This is a genomic window from Gammaproteobacteria bacterium, assembly GCA_029882975.1.
GTDB lineage: Bacteria > Pseudomonadota > Gammaproteobacteria > SZUA-152 > SZUA-152 > JAJDNG01.
The window spans coordinates 104,929-126,109 of the sequence record JAOUJW010000011.1 but is presented as its reverse complement, the minus strand read 5'-3'; the positions used below and the strand labels follow the sequence as shown (position 1 = coordinate 126,109).

Annotated in this window: 24 protein-coding genes and 1 tRNA gene; 16 read left to right on the top strand and 9 right to left on the bottom strand. The window is 48.1% G+C overall.

The annotated features are described in order from the left end of the window. Window positions 1-148: 148 nt before the first annotated feature. The 5 genes from yeiP (at window position 149) to OEY58_10335 (ending at window position 4,193) form a co-directional block, all read left to right on the top strand. A complete protein-coding gene (gene yeiP / locus OEY58_10355; protein MDH5325852.1) occupies window positions 149-712 on the top strand; it encodes an elongation factor P-like protein YeiP in 564 nt (187 codons plus the stop codon). Between the two features lie 58 nt (window positions 713-770). Further along, window positions 771-1,862, top strand: coding sequence for a ChaN family lipoprotein (locus tag OEY58_10350; protein ID MDH5325851.1), 1,092 nt, complete (start codon window positions 771-773; stop codon window positions 1,860-1,862). A gap of 83 nt (window positions 1,863-1,945) precedes the next feature. Continuing rightward, window positions 1,946-3,013, top strand: coding sequence for a mechanosensitive ion channel family protein (locus OEY58_10345; GenBank protein MDH5325850.1), 1,068 nt, complete (start codon window positions 1,946-1,948; stop codon window positions 3,011-3,013). Window positions 3,014-3,113: 100 nt separating this feature from the next. Then, on the top strand, window positions 3,114-3,662 hold the full coding sequence (locus tag OEY58_10340; GenBank protein MDH5325849.1) for a YfaZ family protein: 549 nt from the start codon (window positions 3,114-3,116) through the stop codon (window positions 3,660-3,662). Window positions 3,663-3,665: 3 nt separating this feature from the next. Continuing rightward, the gene (locus tag OEY58_10335; protein ID MDH5325848.1) at window positions 3,666-4,193 is read left to right on the top strand and encodes a SprT-like domain-containing protein; all 528 of its coding nucleotides are present in this window, start codon (window positions 3,666-3,668) and stop codon (window positions 4,191-4,193) included. Here the strand turns inward: OEY58_10335 and OEY58_10330 are convergent. Next, on the bottom strand, window positions 4,190-4,561 hold the full coding sequence (locus OEY58_10330; GenBank protein ID MDH5325847.1) for a cytochrome c: 372 nt from the start codon (window positions 4,559-4,561) through the stop codon (window positions 4,190-4,192). The two genes, OEY58_10335 and OEY58_10330, sit on opposite strands and share 4 nt — an antisense overlap. Before the next feature lie 75 nt (window positions 4,562-4,636). Here OEY58_10330 and OEY58_10325 point away from each other — a divergent pair, with 75 nt between their 5' ends. Beyond that, window positions 4,637-5,203 (top strand): hypothetical protein, encoded by a 567-nt coding sequence (locus OEY58_10325; GenBank protein MDH5325846.1) that lies wholly within the window; start codon window positions 4,637-4,639, stop codon window positions 5,201-5,203. Window positions 5,204-5,334: 131 nt separating this feature from the next. Beyond that, window positions 5,335-5,982: an adenylate kinase gene (locus tag OEY58_10320; protein ID MDH5325845.1), complete on the top strand. Its 648-nt coding sequence runs from the start codon at window positions 5,335-5,337 to the stop codon at window positions 5,980-5,982. Window positions 5,983-6,061: 79 nt separating this feature from the next. Here the strand turns inward: OEY58_10320 and OEY58_10315 are convergent, their stop codons facing one another. From OEY58_10315 to OEY58_10300, 4 genes are all read right to left on the bottom strand, one after another. Next, on the bottom strand, window positions 6,062-6,397 hold the full coding sequence (locus OEY58_10315) for a TusE/DsrC/DsvC family sulfur relay protein (GenBank protein MDH5325844.1): 336 nt from the start codon (window positions 6,395-6,397) through the stop codon (window positions 6,062-6,064). A gap of 135 nt (window positions 6,398-6,532) precedes the next feature. Beyond that, the gene (locus OEY58_10310; protein ID MDH5325843.1) at window positions 6,533-8,140 is read right to left on the bottom strand and encodes a hypothetical protein; all 1,608 of its coding nucleotides are present in this window, start codon (window positions 8,138-8,140) and stop codon (window positions 6,533-6,535) included. An 80-nt stretch (window positions 8,141-8,220) separates the two neighbouring features. After that, on the bottom strand, window positions 8,221-8,919 hold the full coding sequence (locus OEY58_10305) for a hypothetical protein (GenBank protein MDH5325842.1): 699 nt from the start codon (window positions 8,917-8,919) through the stop codon (window positions 8,221-8,223). A gap of 27 nt (window positions 8,920-8,946) precedes the next feature. Further along, entirely contained in the window at window positions 8,947-9,549 is a 603-nt protein-coding gene (locus OEY58_10300) for a hypothetical protein (protein ID MDH5325841.1), read from the bottom strand. A 151-nt stretch (window positions 9,550-9,700) separates the two neighbouring features. Between OEY58_10300 and OEY58_10295 the strand changes: the two genes are divergently transcribed. Next, on the top strand, window positions 9,701-10,084 hold the full coding sequence (locus tag OEY58_10295) for a hypothetical protein (GenBank protein ID MDH5325840.1): 384 nt from the start codon (window positions 9,701-9,703) through the stop codon (window positions 10,082-10,084). Between the two features lie 115 nt (window positions 10,085-10,199). On the opposite strand, the gene OEY58_10290 is transcribed toward OEY58_10295, so the two are convergent. Further along, window positions 10,200-11,003, bottom strand: a complete 804-nt coding sequence (locus tag OEY58_10290) for an alpha/beta hydrolase (GenBank protein MDH5325839.1) — start codon at window positions 11,001-11,003, stop codon at window positions 10,200-10,202. Window positions 11,004-11,006: 3 nt separating this feature from the next. Further along, window positions 11,007-12,005 (bottom strand): peptidoglycan binding protein CsiV, encoded by a 999-nt coding sequence (locus OEY58_10285; GenBank protein ID MDH5325838.1) that lies wholly within the window; start codon window positions 12,003-12,005, stop codon window positions 11,007-11,009. A gap of 65 nt (window positions 12,006-12,070) precedes the next feature. On the opposite strand from OEY58_10285, the gene def reads away from it, so the two are divergent. Together def and ligA are read left to right on the top strand one after the other, a co-directional pair. Beyond that, on the top strand, window positions 12,071-12,595 hold the full coding sequence (gene def / locus OEY58_10280; GenBank protein ID MDH5325837.1) for a peptide deformylase: 525 nt from the start codon (window positions 12,071-12,073) through the stop codon (window positions 12,593-12,595). A gap of 89 nt (window positions 12,596-12,684) precedes the next feature. Next, a complete protein-coding gene (gene ligA, locus OEY58_10275) occupies window positions 12,685-14,727 on the top strand; it encodes an NAD-dependent DNA ligase LigA (GenBank protein ID MDH5325836.1) in 2,043 nt (680 codons plus the stop codon). Window positions 14,728-15,339: 612 nt separating this feature from the next. Here the strand turns inward: ligA and OEY58_10270 are convergent. Then, window positions 15,340-15,416: transfer RNA gene (locus OEY58_10270), tRNA-Arg, on the bottom strand. A 204-nt stretch (window positions 15,417-15,620) separates the two neighbouring features. Continuing rightward, entirely contained in the window at window positions 15,621-16,511 is an 891-nt protein-coding gene (locus OEY58_10265; protein MDH5325835.1) for an AraC family transcriptional regulator, read from the bottom strand. A 124-nt stretch (window positions 16,512-16,635) separates the two neighbouring features. On the opposite strand from OEY58_10265, the gene OEY58_10260 reads away from it, so the two are divergent. The 6 genes from OEY58_10260 to OEY58_10235 all read left to right on the top strand — a co-directional run bounded on the left by OEY58_10260 (window position 16,636) and on the right by OEY58_10235 (window position 21,114). Then, a complete protein-coding gene (locus tag OEY58_10260; GenBank protein ID MDH5325834.1) occupies window positions 16,636-17,373 on the top strand; it encodes a DUF4386 domain-containing protein in 738 nt (245 codons plus the stop codon). 136 nt (window positions 17,374-17,509) lie between these two features. Then, on the top strand, window positions 17,510-17,953 hold the full coding sequence (locus OEY58_10255) for a winged helix DNA-binding protein (GenBank protein MDH5325833.1): 444 nt from the start codon (window positions 17,510-17,512) through the stop codon (window positions 17,951-17,953). A gap of 1 nt (window position 17,954) precedes the next feature. Then, window positions 17,955-18,650, top strand: a complete 696-nt coding sequence (locus OEY58_10250; protein MDH5325832.1) for a DUF4336 domain-containing protein — start codon at window positions 17,955-17,957, stop codon at window positions 18,648-18,650. A 98-nt stretch (window positions 18,651-18,748) separates the two neighbouring features. Next, entirely contained in the window at window positions 18,749-19,705 is a 957-nt protein-coding gene (locus OEY58_10245) for a PDC sensor domain-containing protein (protein MDH5325831.1), read from the top strand. Window positions 19,706-19,883: 178 nt separating this feature from the next. Beyond that, window positions 19,884-20,192 (top strand): DUF1272 domain-containing protein, encoded by a 309-nt coding sequence (locus tag OEY58_10240; protein MDH5325830.1) that lies wholly within the window; start codon window positions 19,884-19,886, stop codon window positions 20,190-20,192. A 7-nt stretch (window positions 20,193-20,199) separates the two neighbouring features. Further along, on the top strand, window positions 20,200-21,114 hold the full coding sequence (locus OEY58_10235) for a cation diffusion facilitator family transporter (GenBank protein MDH5325829.1): 915 nt from the start codon (window positions 20,200-20,202) through the stop codon (window positions 21,112-21,114). Window positions 21,115-21,181: the final 67 nt, after the last annotated feature.

The following is a 21,181-nucleotide window of genomic DNA, read 5'->3' as shown; positions in this document are numbered from 1 at the left end:
GGTTTACGTTTCCCAATCCCATCTTAATCCAACCCAATCCCACTCCATAAGGCGGAATGGTTTGCGTATTTCACTGCGCAGACTTTAAGCAACTGGTGTTCCAGGTGCTATGATATGATGCGGCCTTTGACCGATCCGGGGGTAATAGATGAAGGCAAATGAACTGAAAAAAGGCATGGTGATCAATATTGACGGTAACCATGTCATGGTCAATCAAGTCCATGTGCAGACCGCATCGTCTCGCAGTGGTAATACCTTGTATAAAATAAAAGGCCGCAATGTGGTTAACGGTCAGAAATTCGACTTTGCCATGAAAGGAGATGAGACGGTGCAAGCGGTGGAGTTTATTCGTCGTCCGGTACAAATGCTCTTTAGCGATAGCGAAGCCTGCACGTTTATGGATCAGGAGACCTATGAGCAGCATGTGTTGCCACTGGACATGATCGAAGAAGAAAAGCTGTATATGACGGATGCTATGGAAGGTTTGTTTGTATTGATTGCGGACGAACGGGTATTAGGTGTCGTTTTGCCGCCCACCGTGTTATTGCAAATCGAAGATACAGCCCCTGGAATAAAAGGCGCTTCGGCTGCTGCGCGCACCAAGCCGGCGACCTTAACCACCGGCTTGGTGGTTCAGGTGCCGGAATACTTGAACGCAGGAGAAACGATCAAAGTCAATACGGATACGGGAGAATACATGTCCCGAGCTTGATGGCATTCGCTGTGCTATGTTTAAAGAACTCATGCAATCGGGGCTATAGGGAGTGAGGATGACGCGACAGAAAAGTGGGGTGATATGGCTGGGTTTTGCACTCATGGTGGGTCTGTCGCCGGCGGTTTTTGCGCAGCAAAAAGACGAGTCGGGCCGGACACAAACCACAAGTGAACCACAAAAGCATAAATCAGATCCATCGGAGCTGTTACACCGGGATCATCCTTTGGTGGGAAAGATTTGGAATGCCGGGGCTGGAATGTTTGTGGATAAACAAAGTTTGCTGTCGCGGTTGTTGGATGGCGAATATATTTTGCTTGGCGAAACCCACGATAACCAGTCCCACCATGAGCATCAAATTTGGGTGATAAAAGAATTACAAAATCATTTTCACAAACGCAAACGCGGCGCTAAAGCCGCTGTTATGTTTGAGATGATTACCGAAAAACAGGCGCAACAGCTGGATAAAAAGAGCCGTCGTTCCCTAACAGGGCTGTTGGCCGTACTCAACAAAGAAAAAACTGGCTGGAAATACAATGTTTATTACAAGCAATTATTTGCTGCGGTAATCAAAGCGGGGTTTCCCATTTATCCGGCCAATTTGGACAGAGAAGATATAGTACAAATTGTGATGAAAGGCGAAGATCATATTCCCAAGGCGATTAAAACCACAATGGATGCCAACCGCTTTAATGAACAGCAAAAAGAGTCCTTAAAGCAGGAGATTATCGAATCTCACTGCAACATGGCAAACGATGGTATGGTTGCCGGGATGACTTTGGCGCAACGGGTCAAAGATGCGTTTATGAGCAACAGCCTAATGGATAACGAGCCAAAAAGCGTAAAAGTACTTATTGCCGGTTCCGGACATGTGCGCGCCGATCGGGGTATTCCTATGTATGTAAAGCAACGTCATGGAGATGCAAAACTTATAAGTTTGGCGTTTATGGAAGTCACGGACGGGGAACTTGCAGTGGATTATTACCGCGAGCGTTGGGGTGAAGCACATTTGCCGTTTGACTATGTTTGGTTTACACCCAGAGCTCAGCGCGAAGATCCTTGTGAGGCTTATGCCAAGTATTTAAAGAAAAAACATGGGGAAAATACCCAACAGGAAACGGATAAACAGTCTGATAGTTCTGCACAGTGAGTTTACATTAAGATGTGATTCGTTCGCTCAAGGCTCAACATAAAAAACAAGATACAAGAGAAGTATGATGCATGGATAGTTCTATGACAGCCCTATGGAATATAGTTGGCGACATTCTTGCCCGGTTTGATTTTACGGATGCGCTGGTGATTTGCACCAATGTACTTCTCATGTTGTTTTCCCGCCGTATTATGAGCGCCATTTATCATGAGCCGCCGGACAATGCTCAGTTTCGTTGGCGGGTGAATATTTTTCGTCTGTTTAATTTGCTGATTATTTTTCTGTTTAGTTATTACCATCTGCATATGGTGCAGGACAGTAAGGGCTGGGCTTTTCAGGCGCTGACCATTAGTGTCATATTGTATTTCAGTTACCTGGGACTGCATTTATTGCATTTTTTCGTGCGACGGCGCTATGGCAAAAAACGGGAAGTTGAAGGGCAGTGGCAGGTGGTGGAGACTTATAATTCCCGTCTGTTGAACATTTTCGCCAGCATTTTTGTCTTCATTATCGCCCTGATTTCAGTAATTCGAGTACTGGGTTTTGACAGTCTATTGGAAGCCGGTGGTGTGATTGGCTTCATTGGAGTGTTCCTGGCATTAACGCAGGGTGCTTGGGCGCCGGATATGTTTAGCGGGTTAATCATTCTCAATAGTGGTATGGTGGAAGTCGGGGATGTCATTGAACTGGATGAAGGCAGTAAATCCATTAGCGTGGTGTACAAAACCAAGGTATTTCATACGGAACTGCTCAACCTGGTGAACAACCATCGCATAATGATTAAGAATTCGCGTTTGCGTGAGCATACTATTCACAATCTATCCAAATTCGCATCCGCACGGGGTTTAAGGGAAAATCTACATTTCAAAATCGACTACAGCATGGATGAAACTCGGGTAAGGTCCATGTTTGAAAAGGCATATGCAAAAGCCTGTGCCGATGCCGAAATTGCCGTAGACGCCGGCTTACCGTTTGAAGTGGCAGTCATGGACACGGGCGACTATGCGGTGGAATGGTGTGTTTACTACTACACCAAGGAAGTCAAACAACTGCTAAAAACTCGTTATAGGATGCGGGAAACCATTCTGCAAACCTCTAAAGAGTGCGGAATCTCTCTGGCAACACCGGTTTTACACACGTCAGTATCTTAAGCTTGTATTTCTACGGGGCTTTTGTAGAATGCTATTCTAGTGCAGTATTTCCGGCACCGGAGCGGTTTCGGTGCTTAGTCCGATTTCAAGGAAAATAACAATGAAAAATCTATCCTTGCTGATTCCAGGGGTTTTTCTGTTCGTGCTGAGTTTCTCGACCCAGGGACAAGCCGACAGTCTGGATCTGAATGTGAATGCGGATATGGCCAGACTGCAATTTGTGCATCTGGTAAAGCGTAAAGAATACGCGGATTTTGGTGTGATGGTATTCGAAAACAAAAAACCGGCGACGGATTACGCACTGCAACTGGGATACAATGCAGCACTGAATCAGGCGATTAAAGCGGGTGTTCGCGGTATTTATACCAATCCACAAAATTTTGATGTGTTGGCGGTCGGTGTGGGGGCGCAGGCAGAACTGGATTTTACCCATAATATTGGCATGTCCGGTCATCTTTACTATGCACCCGGGGTAACCTCCCTACTGGATGCAACAGGTTATCGCGAGTTTGCCATACGACTGAATTATTATGTATCCGCTAAAACTTCCTTATATGTGGGTTATCGCAATTTACAGATCAAATTGCTGAATGCTCCTACGTTGGAGCTCGACGACGATTTACATGTTGGTTTGAAACGAGTGTTTTAATTGGTGGAGTGGTCCGAATCGACGTTTGAAGCTGCAGTTAGCGGCTTACAGCGGGCAACGCAACAGTGCTTGCTATTAGCCCGTGAGCGCTATCCGGAGTACCCGATCAGCGATATCACCGTTCGCTGCGATTTGCGTGGTGCCATGGCGGGTCAGTATTTATTTGACTCCCATACCATTCGCTACAATCTTTACATTGCAGTGAGTCAGTGGGAGGCCTTTTTGCAACGTACGGTTGTACACGAGGTGGCACACCATGTCGTCGCTCAAATCTGGAAGCAAGGTGTTGCCCCTCATGGAAGGCAATGGCGCACAGTGATGCAGGCTTTGGGTGCGACCGATGTGACTCGCTGCCACAGTTATAAACTTGATGGTGTGCCGCGCAAGCGGCAAAAGCGATATAACTACCGATGCGCTTGTCGCAGCCATTCCATTTCTGCGACTCGCCACAATCGCATGCAACGCGGTATGACCTATCTGTGCGGTTATTGTCGCGAAAACCTCACCCCCGTGATGCAGACGCAGGCTTAGAATATTCCTCTTTCTTTTTGTAACCACCGTACAAACTGAATAATCTGTTCCATGTCACGAGTCGTGACACTGGGTATGGGGGGCATATCGCCGAATTCCCAATGGTGAGCTTTTACCCCCTTACGGGCGGCTCGGTAAAAAGCGGCATCGGAGTGATGTGAGGGTTTGTAGAAAGCATGCATGAGCGGTGGACCGTGTTTGCTTCCATCACCCCATTTACCGTGGCATAGTGAGCATTGTTCTTGAAATTTGGTTTTGCCCACGGCAAATTGAAAGGGTACGGTGGGGGCTTTGGTTTCCGCCGCGTGGCTAAGGCCGACAAAAAGCCCACCGATCAGAAAAATATAGTAAACTAAGGCTTTCTTCATGCTTGCTCCTCGTGTAGGAATCTCAACTATTTCAGTTTGATGAAACAATTTTAGTGAAAAACATTCTTTCAATCTATGGCTGCCGTTAATAAGTTAGTTTTGTATCCTATGGATGCGGATTTCCAGCTCCAAGTTTGGGACTCTCTGCAACAATACTTGCTGAGTGAGCAGTTCATCGGCGACCCTTTGCCGCCGCGTAAACGAGCCTATAGGGGCGGTGAGCGTTTGTTGCAAAGCATCATTTTTATGGGCTGCAGTCCTTCATTGGTTTTTGAACCACCAGAGGATGGTTCTCTGGATTTTTGTCATGTGGTGTTCAGCAACTTGGAGACCCCGCTCATGTTTCGACATCACAGTCAGGGTTTGATTCCCCGTTGCCCTCATTGCGGTCATCGGGTGGACCGGGGCATGGAACGGATACAGTCCTATTTACAAGGTGATACCGCACCATTTCAGTGTGAATCCTGTTCCCAAACCGTTTCTGCGGCACAGTTGCGGTGGCGCCACCGCGGTGCATTGGCGCGAGTATTTATAGATATTTACAGTGTTTATCCGCAGGAAGCGGTACCCACCGAACAGTTTCTGACGCAGCTAAAACAATACAGCGGTGTGGAATGGTCGTATTGTTATACGGATCAATAGGACTGGATTTCATTAGTTTTTTCTGTGCCAGCACCAACAATTTTTATAAATTGATCTCCTTGCCGCTAGAGTGCACAATGCGCCTAGCGCAGCGATTATAACAACGAGTAGGATCTGAGGAGAAAAAGCAAATGAAGTTGATTTTATTAGGCGCACCCGGCGCCGGTAAGGGAACGGTAGCCAAATTGTTAACCGCCTTGGACGGATCTGTACAAATTTCCACGGGTGACATTTTGCGTGGTGCCGTACAGGCAGGCTCCGAACTGGGTAAGCAAGCCGAAGCTTTCATGAAAGCCGGTGACTTGGTACCGGATGAATTAATTATGGGGATTATGGAAAAACGCCTGCAGGAACCCGATTGCCAAAAAGGTTTTTTACTGGACGGTTTTCCCCGTACCATTCCTCAAGCAGAAGCATTGAAGGATTTACTGGGTAGAGTGGGAATTACATTGGATATGGCGGTGAACATTGACGTGCCACGCGATGTGATCCTGGATCGTCTTACAACTCGTCGTACCTGCGCCAATGCCGACTGTCAGGCTATTTACAATGTGAAAAGCAACCCTCCCAAAGCCGAAGGTGTATGTGATAAATGCGGCAGTCCGGTGGTTCAACGTGAAGACGAAACCGAAGCTGCCATCAGCCACCGTCTGGAAACCTACAATGAAAAAACAGCTCCTTTGATCGGTTTTTATGATGGTGAAGGTATGTTGCTCACGGTCAACGCTACTTCCAGTGACGATGTGATCAATGCCATTAAAGCGAAACTGGGTATGTAATTGGTTTTTTAATGCTTAGAAAGAAGGGGGCGGTAAGCCCCCTTTTTTGTGCCTGTTCTTGTAAGCCGCCGCTACAGTTTCAGCTGCAGCCCTTGGGTCGAGGCAGGCCGGCGATTTTGTTTGCGCATTTAATCAAACCGGTAGGAAACAAGGAGTAAATATATTTCTGACTGCTGCGATCCGCGCCAAAACGCTGTTTCATAATTTTGGAGAATGCGCGGGGTTCGGCCACAGTACCGTTATCTTGAAAGTATTCCCGGGCTACGTTGATAATGTCCCAATGTTCCGGGGTCAACTCGTCGATCTGTTCGTTCTTGGCGATCTGGTGAGCCAGATCCTCGCTCCATTCATCTAGGTTTTCCAACCAACCGGCTTCACTTAATTGAATGACCTTGCCGTTAACTTCCGCTTGCATAGTAATAGGGCTCCTTACAAACTTTGAAAAAAAGGGGGAATAAAAGTTGAGTAATTTTATCGGATATTAATCTCCGATAGCAAGAGTGTAGTGGCTTTTTCATCACAAAGCGTGTTCAAATTCACTAATCTCCGGTTAAGCATTGCGTAACCGGGATTTTTTCACGGCAAGCACCGCTAAAACAGGCAACAATAGCCCTATTAATGTAACGGTTATCAAAAGCCAGCCCAGCTCGGAATAGTCTTGCGGTATCCCTTTGTCCTTAACTTCGCGAGTGACCTTATAAATCTGATTTAGATATTTGGTTCCCAGTTGAGAGGCGGAAAGGGCCAAGTTGGTAAAAGACGCCATTACCGCAAAAAAGGTGGCTTTTAAATGCGCCGGCGCCGAGTTGGCGATCCAGGCTAGCATGGGAATCATAGCCACCTGTCCCAAGGGTGATTCCAAGGCCGTATCCACCAGGGCAATAAAGCGTGCATCCACCACCCCGCCGGTGTGAGCCGCTGTCCACAGGTGCAATTCGTAATACATACCAATGATTGGTAGCGTTAAAATAGTGCTGACAATGGTAAGCACTACCACAATGTAGGCAATGGAACGCTCTGCCATAAAACGCCTGAAAATGAACATGCCAAACAAAGCCAGAACGGCTCCAATGAGTGACAATACGGAAAAAAATTGCTGGTCAAACTTGAGTTCGTCCATCATCCACCAAGTCGAACCGGCGCCGGGGCCGGGCATGGCGCGGTAGACAAAAATGATAATGGCGGTGCCGATAAGCACATTGCGGGCGTTGGCATCCAATTCTTTGGATAGTTTGCTGATCAGAAAAAGGACGATGGCCATGGAGCCGACGAAAATAATTTCCTGATTATAGGGAATTTCGGTCAGCCCCAAGCCCAGAGTAAATACCACAAAAACCAGGCTGCCCCCCAATATCCACCAATTGGGCGGTGTTTTAGGTACCACGTTGTGAACCGCTTGCATGGCGGCATGACGGTCCAAACCGGTACGGCGCAACCGGCGGTATTCGCGAATTTTTAAATAACTGCCCAGGCCTACACCAAGAATAGATATGACGGGGACCAGCAAAGCCAACTGGTAGATGTCGATATAGACTTTGAGTTTATCTGCTTCACTTAGGGATTGGGCACCATCGAATAAAACCACGTTGAGCAAAGCCACACCAATACCGCCACCCACAATGGCGGCGCGCCCTAAAGTCTGCATAGTGGTATGCATAAGACGTATGGTTTCCGGTTTGAAGGCCTCACCGTTTTCGTTGTAGTGCGGTACGGCCTCTACGGTCATGGCATCGGCCACCACGTCCTGCAGCACCAGGCCAACAGGCATTAATAAGGCGCTGAGCACATACCAAGTTTCCGGCGACATGACCTGACTCATAGCTTCTTTGTCACTTAACAGGCCGATCATAATTAACAAGCCCGCCGCGATTAGTGCGGCCCCTGCGTAAACTAATATGGCCTTATAACGCCAGATCAAATCGACTAAATGTCCTAAGGGCATTTTCAAAGCCCAGGGAATGCCCGCCCAAAAACCCAGGGCGGCGAGAAATTCTGCCGACAAACCCAAATATTCTTTAACGAAAAAAGTGCCCACAATGCCGGTGAGTGTGGAGGTGCCATAAGCAAGATAAACCATTAAAGGCGGTAAATAGGATAAGCGCAGCTCCCGACCCAGTTCCAGTACTGTACGGTCAAACCAGTGTGCCAGTTTATGCATTGTTATCGATGTCCGTTCTTGGAATAAGTGAGGTTTCGTTCCAGTGCCGTACTATACCCTTAACTTGTACCGCGAGTCGATCAGGAGCCTTTGCTTGGCGTCACCGGTTCAGCAGGTTTAGCATGGCGTTGTAAATAGGCAATGATTCGCTCAGTGGTAGTGTCGTCCGGAGTTTTCTGCCTGGCACTGCGCAAATTGTTTTTCATGCGCAGTACCACTCGGGGCCATTCCCGTGCCGTATGTTGTTCCGGGTCAGGCATGGCGTGACACACGGAACAGGTCGCTTGAAAACTTTGACTTTCGGCCGAGTTCCAGTCGGTTTGTTGTTGCAGGGCGGCGAGCTTGTTACCTTCCAATGGTTTTTGAGCGAAGCGTTGCAGGTATGAGAGCAAGACTTTCCAGTCGTTTTCCGGCGGCATGAGGATGCGCGCCAACATGCCGCCACGTTGTACCTGTATTCGCTTCTCCATACGTTGAAGTACTTGCGTCCATTCTTCCGGGTTATGCATGGCCGGTGTGGGCAAGTCGTGGCACTGAGCACAATACAACAACAGCACCGTTGCGCCGCGGCTTTCCGGTTCGGGTAAAGAAGCGGGTATGATCCCTTTGGGAATAACCCAAACCGCCGGGCCGTCTGGAACTGCGCCGTGCTCCGGTTTGGCAGCGTGGCGCTGTTGTTGTTTGTCGGCGATTTGCTGTTCCAAATAAACCGTGAATAGTACGACCAACGCAAAGCCTATCCCTACCATAGCAAATATTTTTATTTCTGCTTTTTTCATCGTTGTATTCTCTTTTTGTTGAATTTTCTATGAGCAACACCAAAACTCGGTTAAATCGCAACTATTGGCCGGCCATTCATTGTTTTTACAAGTGCCGGGTGCCGATACAGCATGACATTGTTGTAAGGGAAATGTTTTGACCTTACCGGACTCCTTGGTGTGGAGGAAATCTGACTCACTGAATTGGTTGTCCGGCAGGTCCTTAGCGAAACTCAGTACTGATTCCATAAGCAACCATTGTTCGGTTGTTGTGCATCTGGAAACGTTGCCATCAGCCTGATAATCAATGATGGTGAATTCAGGCGCAGGGCTGCAGTCCCTTGTCTGAATTTGGCTGGATCGGTTCTCATTGAAATAGCCCCTAACCCGCAGCTGGGTGTTGCTCAGCACATACTGTTTCAGCTCCAAAACGGGGTTTTTGCCGACGGGGGTCACTTCCATCATTTTTCCCCCTATGCGTAGTTCCAACACAGAGCGCCCGCAGGGCTGGGCATAACGTGCTTGGTAGGTTTTCACTTCCGCTGCTGTGGCTGCAATAAGGGTGAGCGTCCACACAGAAAGCAACAACACAGAAAGCAACAACACGAGTGCTGTTCCAGCGGAAGTTACGGTGGAGTTTATTCGTTTCATTCCATAAAACTATTCACCAAAAACCCTACAAACGCAAATACGGATTTTTGTATCCGATAAACCTTGTCAAGTATTTTTCGGCTTCTATACTGTTGAAGAGAGGCGGGAATAGCCTAGCTTGAAAAATGATCAATTGAAGAGGAGGGATTTTATGAATATGAAACTGACCGTCATGTTAACAGGAATCATCATGGGCAGCATGAGCCTTAGTGCGCCGGTATTCGCCGGAAACAGTGATGCGATAATGAAAATGGCTGAAATTATGCAACGGCTGAAGCATTTTCCCAGCCCCGACGGAAAGAAAACCTTGCAAGACATTATCAGTAGTTCCACTGCATCCAATAATGAGCGTGTTCTTGCCACGGCCATGCTTAACTTGAATCATCAGGCAGATGGCGCGGACAAGCCCAAATTAGAGGCGATTATTAATGGCAAAGCTGCGGATTCGGAAAAGACCCTAGCGCAAATAATAATCAACTTGGATCATCGTCCCAGTGGTGCTGATAAAGAACAGCTTGCTAAATTACTGAAGTAAGTATTGCTGGACGCGCTAAGGGCTCTTAATTCGCTAAGGGCTCTTAATTCGCTAAGGGCTCTTGATTCGCTGAGGGCTCTTGATTCGCTGAGGGCTCTTAATTCGCTGAGGGCTCTTAATTCGCTGAGGGCTCTATCTCCCGCAAAAACCCCAGGGACGCCTGATTAAATTGTTCAGGCTGTTCCAGGGGCAGGGCGTGGCGCGTGTTCTCAATTATGGTTAATGTTGCATTGGGAATGAGATTTACCATGTTCTGTTTGCTCGCCAGGTCTGTGTAGTCATGTTCAGCCGTGATGATGTGGGTGGGGCATTGAATTTGTCCGAGTTGACCTGCCACACTCCAGCCTACTAATCCCTGAAAGGTTTTTAAGTAAATTGCCTTATGATTTTCGGCCCAGCGAGCGGCCAAGGTTTCTCTTAATTTGACTTGATCTGGACCGGGGAATAAGCGTCGTGACAGAATGTCGCCAATGCGCTCCATACTCAGAAACCGAAATAAGACCAAGCGCAGCAGCAGTTCAAACCATTGTTTTAGGGATTTGGGAATGACATCGGCGCCGCAGTTTACGGCGGTGAGACTGGCGATACGCTGCGGATGGCTTACCGCTAACTGCAGCCCAATCCAGCCCCCCATGGATATACCGACAATGTGAGCCTGTTGTAAGTGCAACTGATCCATAAAGCGCAAAATATCTTGCGCCAAAACGGGAATACTGTAGGGGCCATCCGGTTTGTCAGAGCGGCCAAAGCCGCGTAGATCCAGGGCATGAACCCGAAAGTACTTCGCAAAGACTGGAATTTGGTATTCCCAATCCTGTAGGCTGGATCCCAGTCCATGAATCAGGATCAGGTCCGGGCCGCCCCCGTGAACTTCATAGTAAAGTCCGGGATTCTCTGCTTCCCCCGCCAGAAAGGCCATGTTCTATTGGCGTCGGGGTCTTTGCGAAGGTGCTTTTTGTGAAGGTGCTTTTTGCGAAGGTGCTTTAGGCGCGACAAATTCGGGTTCTTCCGGAAACTCATAGGGTATTACTTTTGCGACCACACTCAGCATGGGGTGATCGTAATAATGAATTTCTTTACTGCGCATACGCCGGGATTCGAACAGATTAAAGTCTTTGAGGACTTCCCGTTCAATGACGTTGGGTGTAGAGCTCTGCATGCCAAAGAAGGACCCAAAGTTACTGTCACCCGATTCACCGTACACCATTTCTTCCTGAAGCATGGGCTGCTTGTAGTGTAAGTTGGCTTCCAGGTGCAAATAGCGAGCGACAGAGAGGCGAAACGTACCGGAGAGTCGGTGGTAATTGGGTCCGACGGGTAGCATTTCCAAGGCCATGTTGGGGTTGTCGGTGTTGCCACCCACCAAACGATCCGGGCTTTGCATGCCATCAAACACAAAGACGGGAACGGAGTCCTTTTTACCATGTGTCGGTTGACGCCATGCAATATGCAGCAACAATTGGTAGTCGCTGGAGTTGTGTATATTTTGTGCAATTCCGCCAAGTTGGTATTGATCCCGACCCAACATGACAAAAGCCCCTTTATTGTAGATGACGGTGCTTGCCTGTTCCGGGCCTAAGTACTCTTCAACCTCATTTTTGCGGTCTCGATGTGACTTTTTCTTGGGTTTTGGCTGCAGTTCCGGCGGTTTTGTCGTGGTGTAGGGAACGTCATTATAAAATGCCAAGTCGATGACATTTTTGAATTTGGTTGCGGGATAGTCCGCCGGCCAAGTTTCGGTGCCCAACCCCAGTTGTTGCTTATTGGCGAATACCACCACTTCCACCTGATACCAGGGCGGGCCTTCATCGGCTTTTTTGGATTGGGATCGGCGCGCCGCCTGGGCATTAAGACTGCTGCACACAAAAATGACGGCTAAAATGATCAGAGTTGCTGCTTTCAGTTTACAATATGGCTTCATGAACGTTCACTTAATTTTTAGATCTTTATAGTATATAGGGCAATTAGCAATCTGAGAACCAAAGCATGGCGGTTAGACGAGTTTTGAGAATGGGTAGCGCTCTATTGCTGGAAAAATCGGCAGAAGTGCGCGAATTTGGCGGTCCGGAGCTGCACAGCCTGGTCGATGACCTATACGATACCATGAAAGCGGAGGAGGGGGCCGGTATCGCCGCACCACAAATCGGGGTATTACTGCGGGTGGTGTTATTTGGTTTTGCACAAAATAAGCGCTACCCGGACCGGGACCCCGTACCGGAAACTGTGTTAATCAACCCCGTGATCGAACCCATGAGCGAAGCAATTCAACTGGGTTGGGAAGGGTGTCTCAGTGTGCCGGGCTTGCGCGGTGAAGTTCCTCGCTATCAACAGATTCGTTATTGGGGCTATGACCTGCAAGGCAATAAAATCGAAAGGGAAGTGGAAGGGTTTCATGCTCGCCTGGTGCAACACGAGTGCGATCATCTGGACGGAATTCTGTATCCCCAACGTATCCAGGATATGACCCAGTTTGGATTTTTAGAGGAAATTGCCGATAAACTGGGATGTTAGATGCAGCGGCTGTCTTGCTGATCGTGCTTTGCACAAATTGGACAAAAATCAGTCAATAATAAGCTAATCAGTCACCTAAAGAGTCCCCTATGTCAAAATCCGTAGATGCCAATGTGGATACCAAAGTTCAGCAACAAGCCGCAACACTGCGTCAGCAACTGGAATATCATAATTATCGTTACTACGTTCTGGACGATCCCGAAGTGCCCGACGCCGAATATGACCGTTTGTTCCGGGAGTTGCAGGCGCTGGAAGCGCAATACCCGGCGTTGGTGACACCTGAATCACCCACGCAGCGTGTCGGCGGTACTGCCTTAAAGGAATTTGGTGAAGTCAAACACGAATTACCTATGCTGTCCTTGTCCAATGCCTTTGCGGAAGAAGAAGTCGGACAGTTTGGCCGCCGCATCAGTGACCGCTTGGAGCAAAGTGACGCCGAACACATAAAATACACCGCAGAACCCAAGCTGGATGGCCTGGCCATCAGCATTTTATATGTTGATGGCAAAATGGTGCGCGCGGCCACTCGCGGTGATGGCAACACGGGTGAAGACGTGACCCTGAATATTCGCACCATTAAATCCATTCCCCTGCAGTTGCGCGGTGATGATTACCCCCGGACTCTGGAAGTGCGTGGCGAAATCTTCATGAGTAAAAAAGGTTTTCAAGCCTTGAACCAGGCGCAAGCTCAAAAAGGTGAGAAAACCTTTGCCAACCCACGTAACGCCGCCGCCGGTAGCTTACGTCAACTGGACCCTAAGATTACCGCCACTCGTCCATTGGAGCTGTATTGTTATGGTGTGGGTAAAGTGGAAGGGGTGCAATTGCCGGATTATCACAGCGCCATTCTGCAACAATTACAGCATTGGGGGCTGCGGGTGTCACCGGAAATAAAATCCGTCACCGGCATTAAAGGCTGCTTACAGTACTTTGAACAAATCAGCAAACGTCGTAACCACTTGCCTTATGAAATCGATGGCGTGGTCTATAAAGTGGACAGCATAGCCCAGCAACAAGAGTTGGGGTTCGTCTCTCGTGCTCCGCGCTGGGCTATTGCCCACAAATTTCCGGCACAGGAAGCGGTGACCGTAGTGGCGGGTATCGACGTGCAAGTGGGGCGTACCGGTATTCTCACGCCGGTTGCGCGCTTGGAGCCGGTGGATGTGGGTGGTGTGACCGTCACCAATGCCACGCTGCATAACGAAGACGAAATTCAGCGTTTGGATGTCAGGGTCGGTGACAAGGTGGTGATCTATCGTGCCGGAGATGTCATACCCAAAGTGGATCGGGTCATTCATACGCAGCGTCAACACAAAAATGCGCCGTTTAAAATGCCCAGCCGCTGTCCTGTGTGCGACTCTGCTGTGGAGAGGGCGCAAGGCGAAGCTGCCACCCGCTGTACCGGCGGTTTGTATTGTCCCGCACAGCGCAAGGAAAGCATCATTCACTTCAATTCCCGTCGTGCCATGAATGTGGACGGCCTGGGAGACAAACTGGTGGAACAATTGGTGGATAAAGACTATATCCACGATGCCGCCGATTTGTATTCTCTCACCAAGGAACAACTGGCGGGTCTGGAGCGTATGGCGGACAAATCCGCAGAAAACATTCTCGCCGCATTGGAAAAAAGTAAATCCACGACCTTGGCACGTTTTCTCTATGCCCTGGGTATAAAAGACGTGGGCGAATCCACCGCGCTCACTCTGGCCAATCACTACGGCTCCCTGGATGCTTTAATGCAGGCCGACCATGAGTCATTACAACAGGTGTCTGATGTGGGACCGGTGGTGGCAACCAGTATCGAGACTTTTTTCAAGCAAGATCACAATCGCGAAGTCATCGATAAAATGCTTAAGGCGGGAATCCACTGGCCCGACCCCGAACCACGCAACGAGGCCGACGCCACCCTGGCAGGAAAAACCTTTGTCATCACCGGTACCCTGGCAGGGATGAAGCGTAACGAACTCAAAGATCTGCTCGTCGCCAAAGGCGCTAAAGTCTCCGGCAGTGTCTCTAAAAAAACCGACTATGTGATCGCGGGTATCGAAGCCGGATCCAAGCTGGATAAGGCGCAGGAATTGGGCATAGAGATATTGGATGAGGACGGGGTGATGCGGCTGTTGGAGGAATAATTTTTATTTATCGTTATTTACTGTCCATTAAAAAATAGGTGCCATCCTTTAAGGAAATCGTTTTGTTTACACAGGCCTTTCAGGGCTGAGTTCTATTCTGCATTTGATCGAAGGCTAAAGCCTCCGGCTTTAGCCGCCGGTATGCGGATAAAAACAAAGAGTCCTGAAGGTGCGGCATATAAAACACGATTTTGCGTGGGGCAAACTCCAGCCACGATAAATAAAAAAGGGTCCTAAAAAGCAGGACCCTTTTTTATTTATGGCGCGCCCGGAGAGATTATTCGGCGCATCCATGCGCCTCACCCCTTCGGGGCCGCCGCTTTGCGGCGTTCAAAATTGTTCCAGACAATTTTGTCGAACTAAGGAGTTCTGCATCAAACCCCAACCACGATAAATAGAAAAGGGGTCCTAAAAAGCAGGACCCCTTTTCTATTTATGGCGCGCCCGGAGAGATTATTCGGCGCATCCATGCGCCTCACCCCTTCGGGGCCGCCGCTTTGCGGCGTTCAAAATTGTTCCAGACAATTTTGTCGAACTAAGGAGTTCTGCATCAAACCCCAACCACGATAAATAGAAAAGGGGTCCTAAAAAGCAGGACCCCTTTTCTATTTATGGCGCGCCCGGAGAGATTCGAACTCCCGACCAACTGGTTCGAAGCCAGTTACTCTATCCAGCTGAGCTACGGGCGCTTTGATATTTTAGTTAAATCAACTGCTTAAACGTTTAGTCTAGCAGTTTCCGCCGGAGGATTATAGCAGGATGCCTGACTAATTCCACCTTGTATTTGTTCGTCTTGCAGAATTGACGTAATCGTAGTGTGGTTATAGGGGTTTTCAAAACCCAGTTCTTTTTTGGTTTTTCAGTATTCGTTATTGTGCCGCTTTCAATCAGCTTTACTTAGAGTTGAGAATCGGTAATACATATTTAGATTGTAGATTGGGGTCTTCGAAGTTTTTTACCTGTTGGAACCACTCATAATCGTTTCCCTGATCCCTGGTATAAGCGGAGTTAGGCAGCCAGTAACCATAGATAAAATCGATGGTTTTTGACAAGTTGTTTTCGGTTCCGGCAAATACATCAAACATGGCGACCGTTTGTTTGGGGAATGAATACAAGACCATGCCTTGTGGAACGGGTTCGGGTGAGTGGATCGCCGCAGCGGCGATATAGTTGACGGTTTCTTCCGTAAAGTTTCCGGATGGGCTATCCATGAGGCCATAGTATTCACCCTCAATTCGGTGCTGTAGTTCGTTTTGTCGTCTCAGTAACGTTGTCCAAGGTTCATAGAGGATGTCGCAGTAGTCTTCATTGGAGACGAAGGGTGAGGGTATATCTGCTTTAAAACCCAGCAAATATCGAGGTGGTAGTTCTGCAATGATGGGTGATTGATCCATACCTTCCGCCAGGTGTTCAAACAATTCGGGGGAGAGTCGGGGTTTTTCTTTGAGATATATATTAGGTCGGTCTTTGCGAAAATTCTTGGGAGACTGTGAAAAATAGGTTTTGAATGAGCGGGTAAATGCCTCATGGGAAGCGAAACCAACCCTAAAAGCAACTTCAATAATACTACGGTCGGTGTTCAGTAATAGCTGTGCCGCGCGGGTTAGTCGACGACCACGTATGTACCCCCCCACTGTGTCGCCAATCAAGCTTTTAAAGGTGCGTTGAAAATGCCACGGGGACATATTGAAGCTATCGGCCAAATTCAAAACATTGATCTCTTCAGCCAGGTTGTTCTCAATCCTGTCTATAAGATTACTGATATGTCTATGATTTATTCGCATATTGTGGATTTGTTCAGAATGATCCGGGCTCGTAAAATTGAGCACAAATAATCAAAAATTTGTTGATAGAACGTCCTACCATCTGGGAAACATCGTAAGTTTAACTTTCCATTGGAGGCGTGTCATGTCAACACAGGTTAAGTCGGGAGCGGATTTCTCAAGGTTGGCCGGAATTGGGGGTGTACTTTATTTATGTATTATTGCCAGTGGTTTGTTTGCCGAGCTTTATGTTCGATCCGGTTTGGTTGTGGCGGACGACATGCAGGCAACCGTATCCAATCTCATGGCAAATGAGTTTTTGTTCCGTTTGGGTTTCGTGAGCGATTTGTTCATGCTGTTGTGCGATTTGGCCCTGGCTTTGGTGTTGTACCAACTGCTTAAGCCGGTGAGCCGAACTCTGGCCTTGGCTGCGGTATGTACTCGGCTGGCCATGGACTGCATATTAGCATTAAATTTACTAAATCATTTCCTTGCTTTGTTGTTGATAAATGACTCTGTAGTGACAACGGTTTTTAACACGGCACAAATACAGGGGTTGCTGGGTTTGGTTTTGCAGGCGCATAGTGTGGGCTATTCCATCGGTTTGGTGTTTTTTGCAGTACATTGTTTGGTATTGGGGTATTTGTTGTTCCATTCCCGGTTGTTTCCAAAAACATTGGCGATGCTAATGAGCTTTGCCGCACTTAGCTATTTAGTGGACAGTTTCGCCAAGTTTTTGGTGGCTGGTTACGCAACGTCAGACTATCCCATCATCATGTTACCGGCATTGATCGCGGAAGTATCTTTTTGTCTTTGGTTGCTGTTCAAGGGTGTATACGTGCCTACCCATGCTTCCATCAACCGTCTCAGAACGGCTGGGTAGTCTGTAGCAAGGTTGGGCCGATTCGATTTCATCTCGGTTTACAATCAGAAAAATGCAAGTGAATCGAGAATGATACGGCACCAAAATAATAGTAAGTTAGGTTGACTAATATGTAAACCAAGTTTACTATATGTGAATGACGACAGACTCAGAGCAAGCAACGGCCCGGCTATTGTTGGACGCGTTCCGAGCATTTGAAAACGAGTTAGCAGGCGTCTTGGTGGCCCATGGGTTTGATGACGTCACTACGGGTAATTTCAACGTATTGCGACACATAGACCCTCAGGGTTTGCGGTTAACCCGGTTGGCAAAAGACGCGCAGATTACTAAGCAGGCCATTGGTAAAATGGTTAGGGAGCTGGAGCATAAAGGCTATGTGGAAGTGCTTGGCGACGAGTCGGATGCCAGAGCCAAGTACGTTCGCTTCAGTAAAAAAGGCGAAAAATTGATAAGTATTGCCATACAAGTGGTCACCGATATGGAGCGGCAATATCAATCTATTCTTGGCACCAAAAACTATAACAGTCTGCGCCGCTCGGTACGCAGGATTTGTGAGTGGCATTTACACAAGGAGACTTAATATGTTGCGACAACTGGCCTCTTCCTTATGGGTCGATGAGGTTTCGTTCCGCATGATCGGAATAGATTTTGGCAACCGTATGACATGTGTGCAGTTGTCGGACGGTTCTTTTTGGTTGCATTCGCCCACTAAATACAATCGTTCCACCCACGACCAAATCACGGCCTTGGGGCCGGTTCGGTATCTGGTTACTCCCAGTTTGATGCACAATCTTTTCATTATGAGTTGGAAAAAGCGCGATAAGGATGCCAGGGTTCTGGCACCTGCCAAAGCGAAAAAAGTGGCAGCGGATATTTCATTAGATGGCATGTCGGCGCAGGAAATCAACCAATTACACAATGGTGAAATCAGTTGTATTCCTATTGAAGGAATGCCGTTATTGCAGGAATATGCGTTTGTGCATCATGCCAGTAAGACTTTGATTTTGACGGATTTGGCCTTTAATTTTCAAGGCCACCTCAGTGGTTGGCCCAAACTGTTTTTAATTCTCTATGGGGCACACAGAAAGTTCGGGCCTACCATTACCATTCGTACCCTGGTTAAGGACAAGCAGGCATTCGGCGAATCCATGCGCCTCGTGATGTCTCATGATTTCGATCGCATTATCGTCTCCCATGGGGAGGTGTTGGACAGCGGAGGGAAAGCCGCGATGGAAAAAGCTTTTAAAAAATATTTGGCACCTGTTACACCTGAGTGATTTTTTCCTGACATCACATGTGGTTTTCCGTTTGTCGGCCTGTGATTCGTTCCTATCTCTGTACAGCTGGTGGTATATTATAGTCCTGCTCAGGGATTATGATTGGAGAGCCCGTGGAACAAAATTGGAAAATTGCCATCCAACGTCAACGCGAGGAACTGTCGCGTTTGTTGCAGCAGCCCTTGACTCGTTTGGCACTGCAGTGTGAAACAGTCTGGCCGCACCGTGACGGCCTGAATCAGGTTTTACTGGATGGTTTCCCTAACATTCCCCATTGTACGTTTCTCTATGTTTTAGACACTAAAGGGATTCAGGTCTGTGATAATGTGGCTCAGGAAGGCTTGTTGCCGGAACACTTTCAACGCGATCGGTCCCAGCGGCCCTACATGAAGGAAGCGGTACCCAGTTGGGGGTTCTTATTGTCCGAGGCCTACGTGAGTATGCGTTCGCACCGGCCGTCGTTGACCGCATTACACCTAATTCGGGTCAACGGCGAAGCGGTGGGTTATTTGGGCGCAGACTTCGACTTGCGAGACCTGCCGGTTACTTCGGTGCTTTACGAAGAACCGACTCATTGGCAGCAAATTAAGGGTGACCCATCCATTCGCAGTACCGTGTTTCAGCAAATGCGCGTGGAAAGTAAGTTGGATAAAAACCGGGAGCAGGCTTTTTCCATTTTGGAGGAATTGTTTACCGAACGTGGTGTTTTTCAGGCGGTGATTCACTTTTCCAGCAGTCGGGCCACCGTGTGGTTTTTTGACGATCCTTATCGTTATCGCATTTTAAATCACGAGGCCTTGGCTGACCCGGATATATGTCTGGCGTATCCTCTGCAAAGCTACCCTGCCGATGCCGTACTGCCCAAAGATTGCATTGAGCCGGTACTGGTGAATATGCAGCGTTTGCGTATGGAAGATGAAACGATCTATTTGCGTTCTGCATCTATCAATATTTTCAATGGTATTGTGAGTCTGACCTTTTCCTGCGATGGTTCCCACTATATGCGGTATGACGAATTTCTGGATAAAGATGCAGAGTTTTGGTTTGGTGCTTAGGTTAAGGGGTTTTAGATTAGCTGTTCGGCCAATAAGGACGACGAAATTGCCGCACAAAAACGGTGCGTAATTCGTTCCATGTCCGGGTGCTGTGGTAAATAGGGCCGCAGGGTATTGACAGTGTTGCTTGGATAGTTTGTTATAGTTTTACGGGAGCGTTAACGTAGGAGGAGCCACCATGTTGGAACTAAGGCCAAGCTGTGAACATTGTAACAAAGCACTACCGCCGGATTCTACGGAGGCCATGATTTGCTCCTTCGAATGTACTTTTTGTCAAAAATGTGTCGACGAGGTGCTGGACAACGTCTGCCCTAACTGCGGTGGAGGGTTTTGCAAGCGGCCAATTCGACCCCGGTCCGACTGGAAGGACGGTAACTGTTTGGGGAACTATCCGGCTTCGGGTACGGTTAAGCACCGACCGGTGGATCCACAAGACCAACAACGCTTTGCGGACCCAATTCGGGCAGTCCCCCCCAGTCAGAGATAACCGACTCATGGGGCACTCCCACGATCAACATCATCACGATCATTTGGGTCAGCACCATCATTCCGCAATCAGCAATCTTAAACTGGCGTTTTTTCTCAATCTGGGTTTTACGGTCATCGAGTTCATTGGTGGTATGTGGACCAACAGTACCGCAATCCTGGCTGATGCGGTTCACGATTTAGGTGATAGCTTTGCCTTGGCTCAGGCTTGGTATTTTGAGTCAGTCTCCGGTAAAGAAGCGACCAAGAAATATACCTATGGTTATCGGCGGTTTACGCTGTTGGGAGCGGTAATCAGTGCTTTAGTATTGTTGTTAAGTTCTTTTTATGTGCTGAGTGAGGCCATTCCCCGAATTGTTACACCAGAGAGCTCCAACGCCCAAGGGATGGTTATGTTGGCCTTACTGGGGGTTGGTGTCAACGGATTTGCTATGTTGCGCTTGGCGAAAGGACAAAGTGAAAACATCAAAGTGGTAGCGCTGCATCTATTGGAGGATGTGTTGGGGTGGGTGGCTATATTGGTGGTGGCCGTGATTCTGTTGTTCAAAGATGTACCGGTTTTGGATCCGATTTTGGCGGTGTTAATTACCGTGTACATTTTAGCTAATGTGGTGAAGCGTTTGAAACAGATTTTGCCGGTGTTTTTACAGGCCACACCTGATTCAGCCAGCATTACTTCCATTGAGCAACAAATCGAAAGTTTAGAGTGGGTGGATTCGGTGCATCATTTACATCTTTGGTCCTTGGATGGCGAGCGAGCGGTGTTGACCGCCCATATAGTAACGGGTAGCGTTTTGACCTCTGAAGAATACGCCAATCTGAAACAACGATTGAGAAGCATTGTGGATACTCACGGAGTTTATCACTCCACTTTCGAAATTGAATGGCCGGATGAGACCTGCCGTTTGGAGCATTTGACATGACTGGCTTGCCCTGTACCGGTTTTGATTTGTATAGGTGGATTGGTTAACGTGTCCTTTTTACAAAAAA

Coding starts and splice junctions, on each gene's coding strand:
- yeiP (MDH5325852.1), top strand. CDS start 149: ATGAAGGCAAATGAACTGAAAAAAGGCATGGTGATCAATATTGACGGT.
- OEY58_10350 (MDH5325851.1), top strand. CDS start 771: ATGACGCGACAGAAAAGTGGGGTGATATGGCTGGGTTTTGCACTCATG.
- OEY58_10345 (MDH5325850.1), top strand. CDS start 1,946: ATGACAGCCCTATGGAATATAGTTGGCGACATTCTTGCCCGGTTTGAT.
- OEY58_10340 (MDH5325849.1), top strand. CDS start 3,114: ATGAAAAATCTATCCTTGCTGATTCCAGGGGTTTTTCTGTTCGTGCTG.
- OEY58_10330 (MDH5325847.1), bottom strand. CDS start 4,561: ATGAAGAAAGCCTTAGTTTACTATATTTTTCTGATCGGTGGGCTTTTT.
- OEY58_10325 (MDH5325846.1), top strand. CDS start 4,637: ATGGCTGCCGTTAATAAGTTAGTTTTGTATCCTATGGATGCGGATTTC.
- OEY58_10320 (MDH5325845.1), top strand. CDS start 5,335: ATGAAGTTGATTTTATTAGGCGCACCCGGCGCCGGTAAGGGAACGGTA.
- OEY58_10315 (MDH5325844.1), bottom strand. CDS start 6,397: ATGCAAGCGGAAGTTAACGGCAAGGTCATTCAATTAAGTGAAGCCGGT.
- OEY58_10310 (MDH5325843.1), bottom strand. CDS start 8,140: ATGCATAAACTGGCACACTGGTTTGACCGTACAGTACTGGAACTGGGT.
- OEY58_10305 (MDH5325842.1), bottom strand. CDS start 8,919: ATGAAAAAAGCAGAAATAAAAATATTTGCTATGGTAGGGATAGGCTTT.
- OEY58_10300 (MDH5325841.1), bottom strand. CDS start 9,549: ATGAAACGAATAAACTCCACCGTAACTTCCGCTGGAACAGCACTCGTG.
- OEY58_10295 (MDH5325840.1), top strand. CDS start 9,701: ATGAATATGAAACTGACCGTCATGTTAACAGGAATCATCATGGGCAGC.
- OEY58_10290 (MDH5325839.1), bottom strand. CDS start 11,003: ATGGCCTTTCTGGCGGGGGAAGCAGAGAATCCCGGACTTTACTATGAA.
- OEY58_10285 (MDH5325838.1), bottom strand. CDS start 12,005: ATGAAGCCATATTGTAAACTGAAAGCAGCAACTCTGATCATTTTAGCC.
- def (MDH5325837.1), top strand. CDS start 12,071: ATGGCGGTTAGACGAGTTTTGAGAATGGGTAGCGCTCTATTGCTGGAA.
- ligA (MDH5325836.1), top strand. CDS start 12,685: ATGTCAAAATCCGTAGATGCCAATGTGGATACCAAAGTTCAGCAACAA.
- OEY58_10265 (MDH5325835.1), bottom strand. CDS start 16,511: ATGCGAATAAATCATAGACATATCAGTAATCTTATAGACAGGATTGAG.
- OEY58_10260 (MDH5325834.1), top strand. CDS start 16,636: ATGTCAACACAGGTTAAGTCGGGAGCGGATTTCTCAAGGTTGGCCGGA.
- OEY58_10255 (MDH5325833.1), top strand. CDS start 17,510: ATGACGACAGACTCAGAGCAAGCAACGGCCCGGCTATTGTTGGACGCG.
- OEY58_10250 (MDH5325832.1), top strand. CDS start 17,955: ATGTTGCGACAACTGGCCTCTTCCTTATGGGTCGATGAGGTTTCGTTC.
- OEY58_10245 (MDH5325831.1), top strand. CDS start 18,749: ATGATTGGAGAGCCCGTGGAACAAAATTGGAAAATTGCCATCCAACGT.
- OEY58_10240 (MDH5325830.1), top strand. CDS start 19,884: ATGTTGGAACTAAGGCCAAGCTGTGAACATTGTAACAAAGCACTACCG.
- OEY58_10235 (MDH5325829.1), top strand. CDS start 20,200: ATGGGGCACTCCCACGATCAACATCATCACGATCATTTGGGTCAGCAC.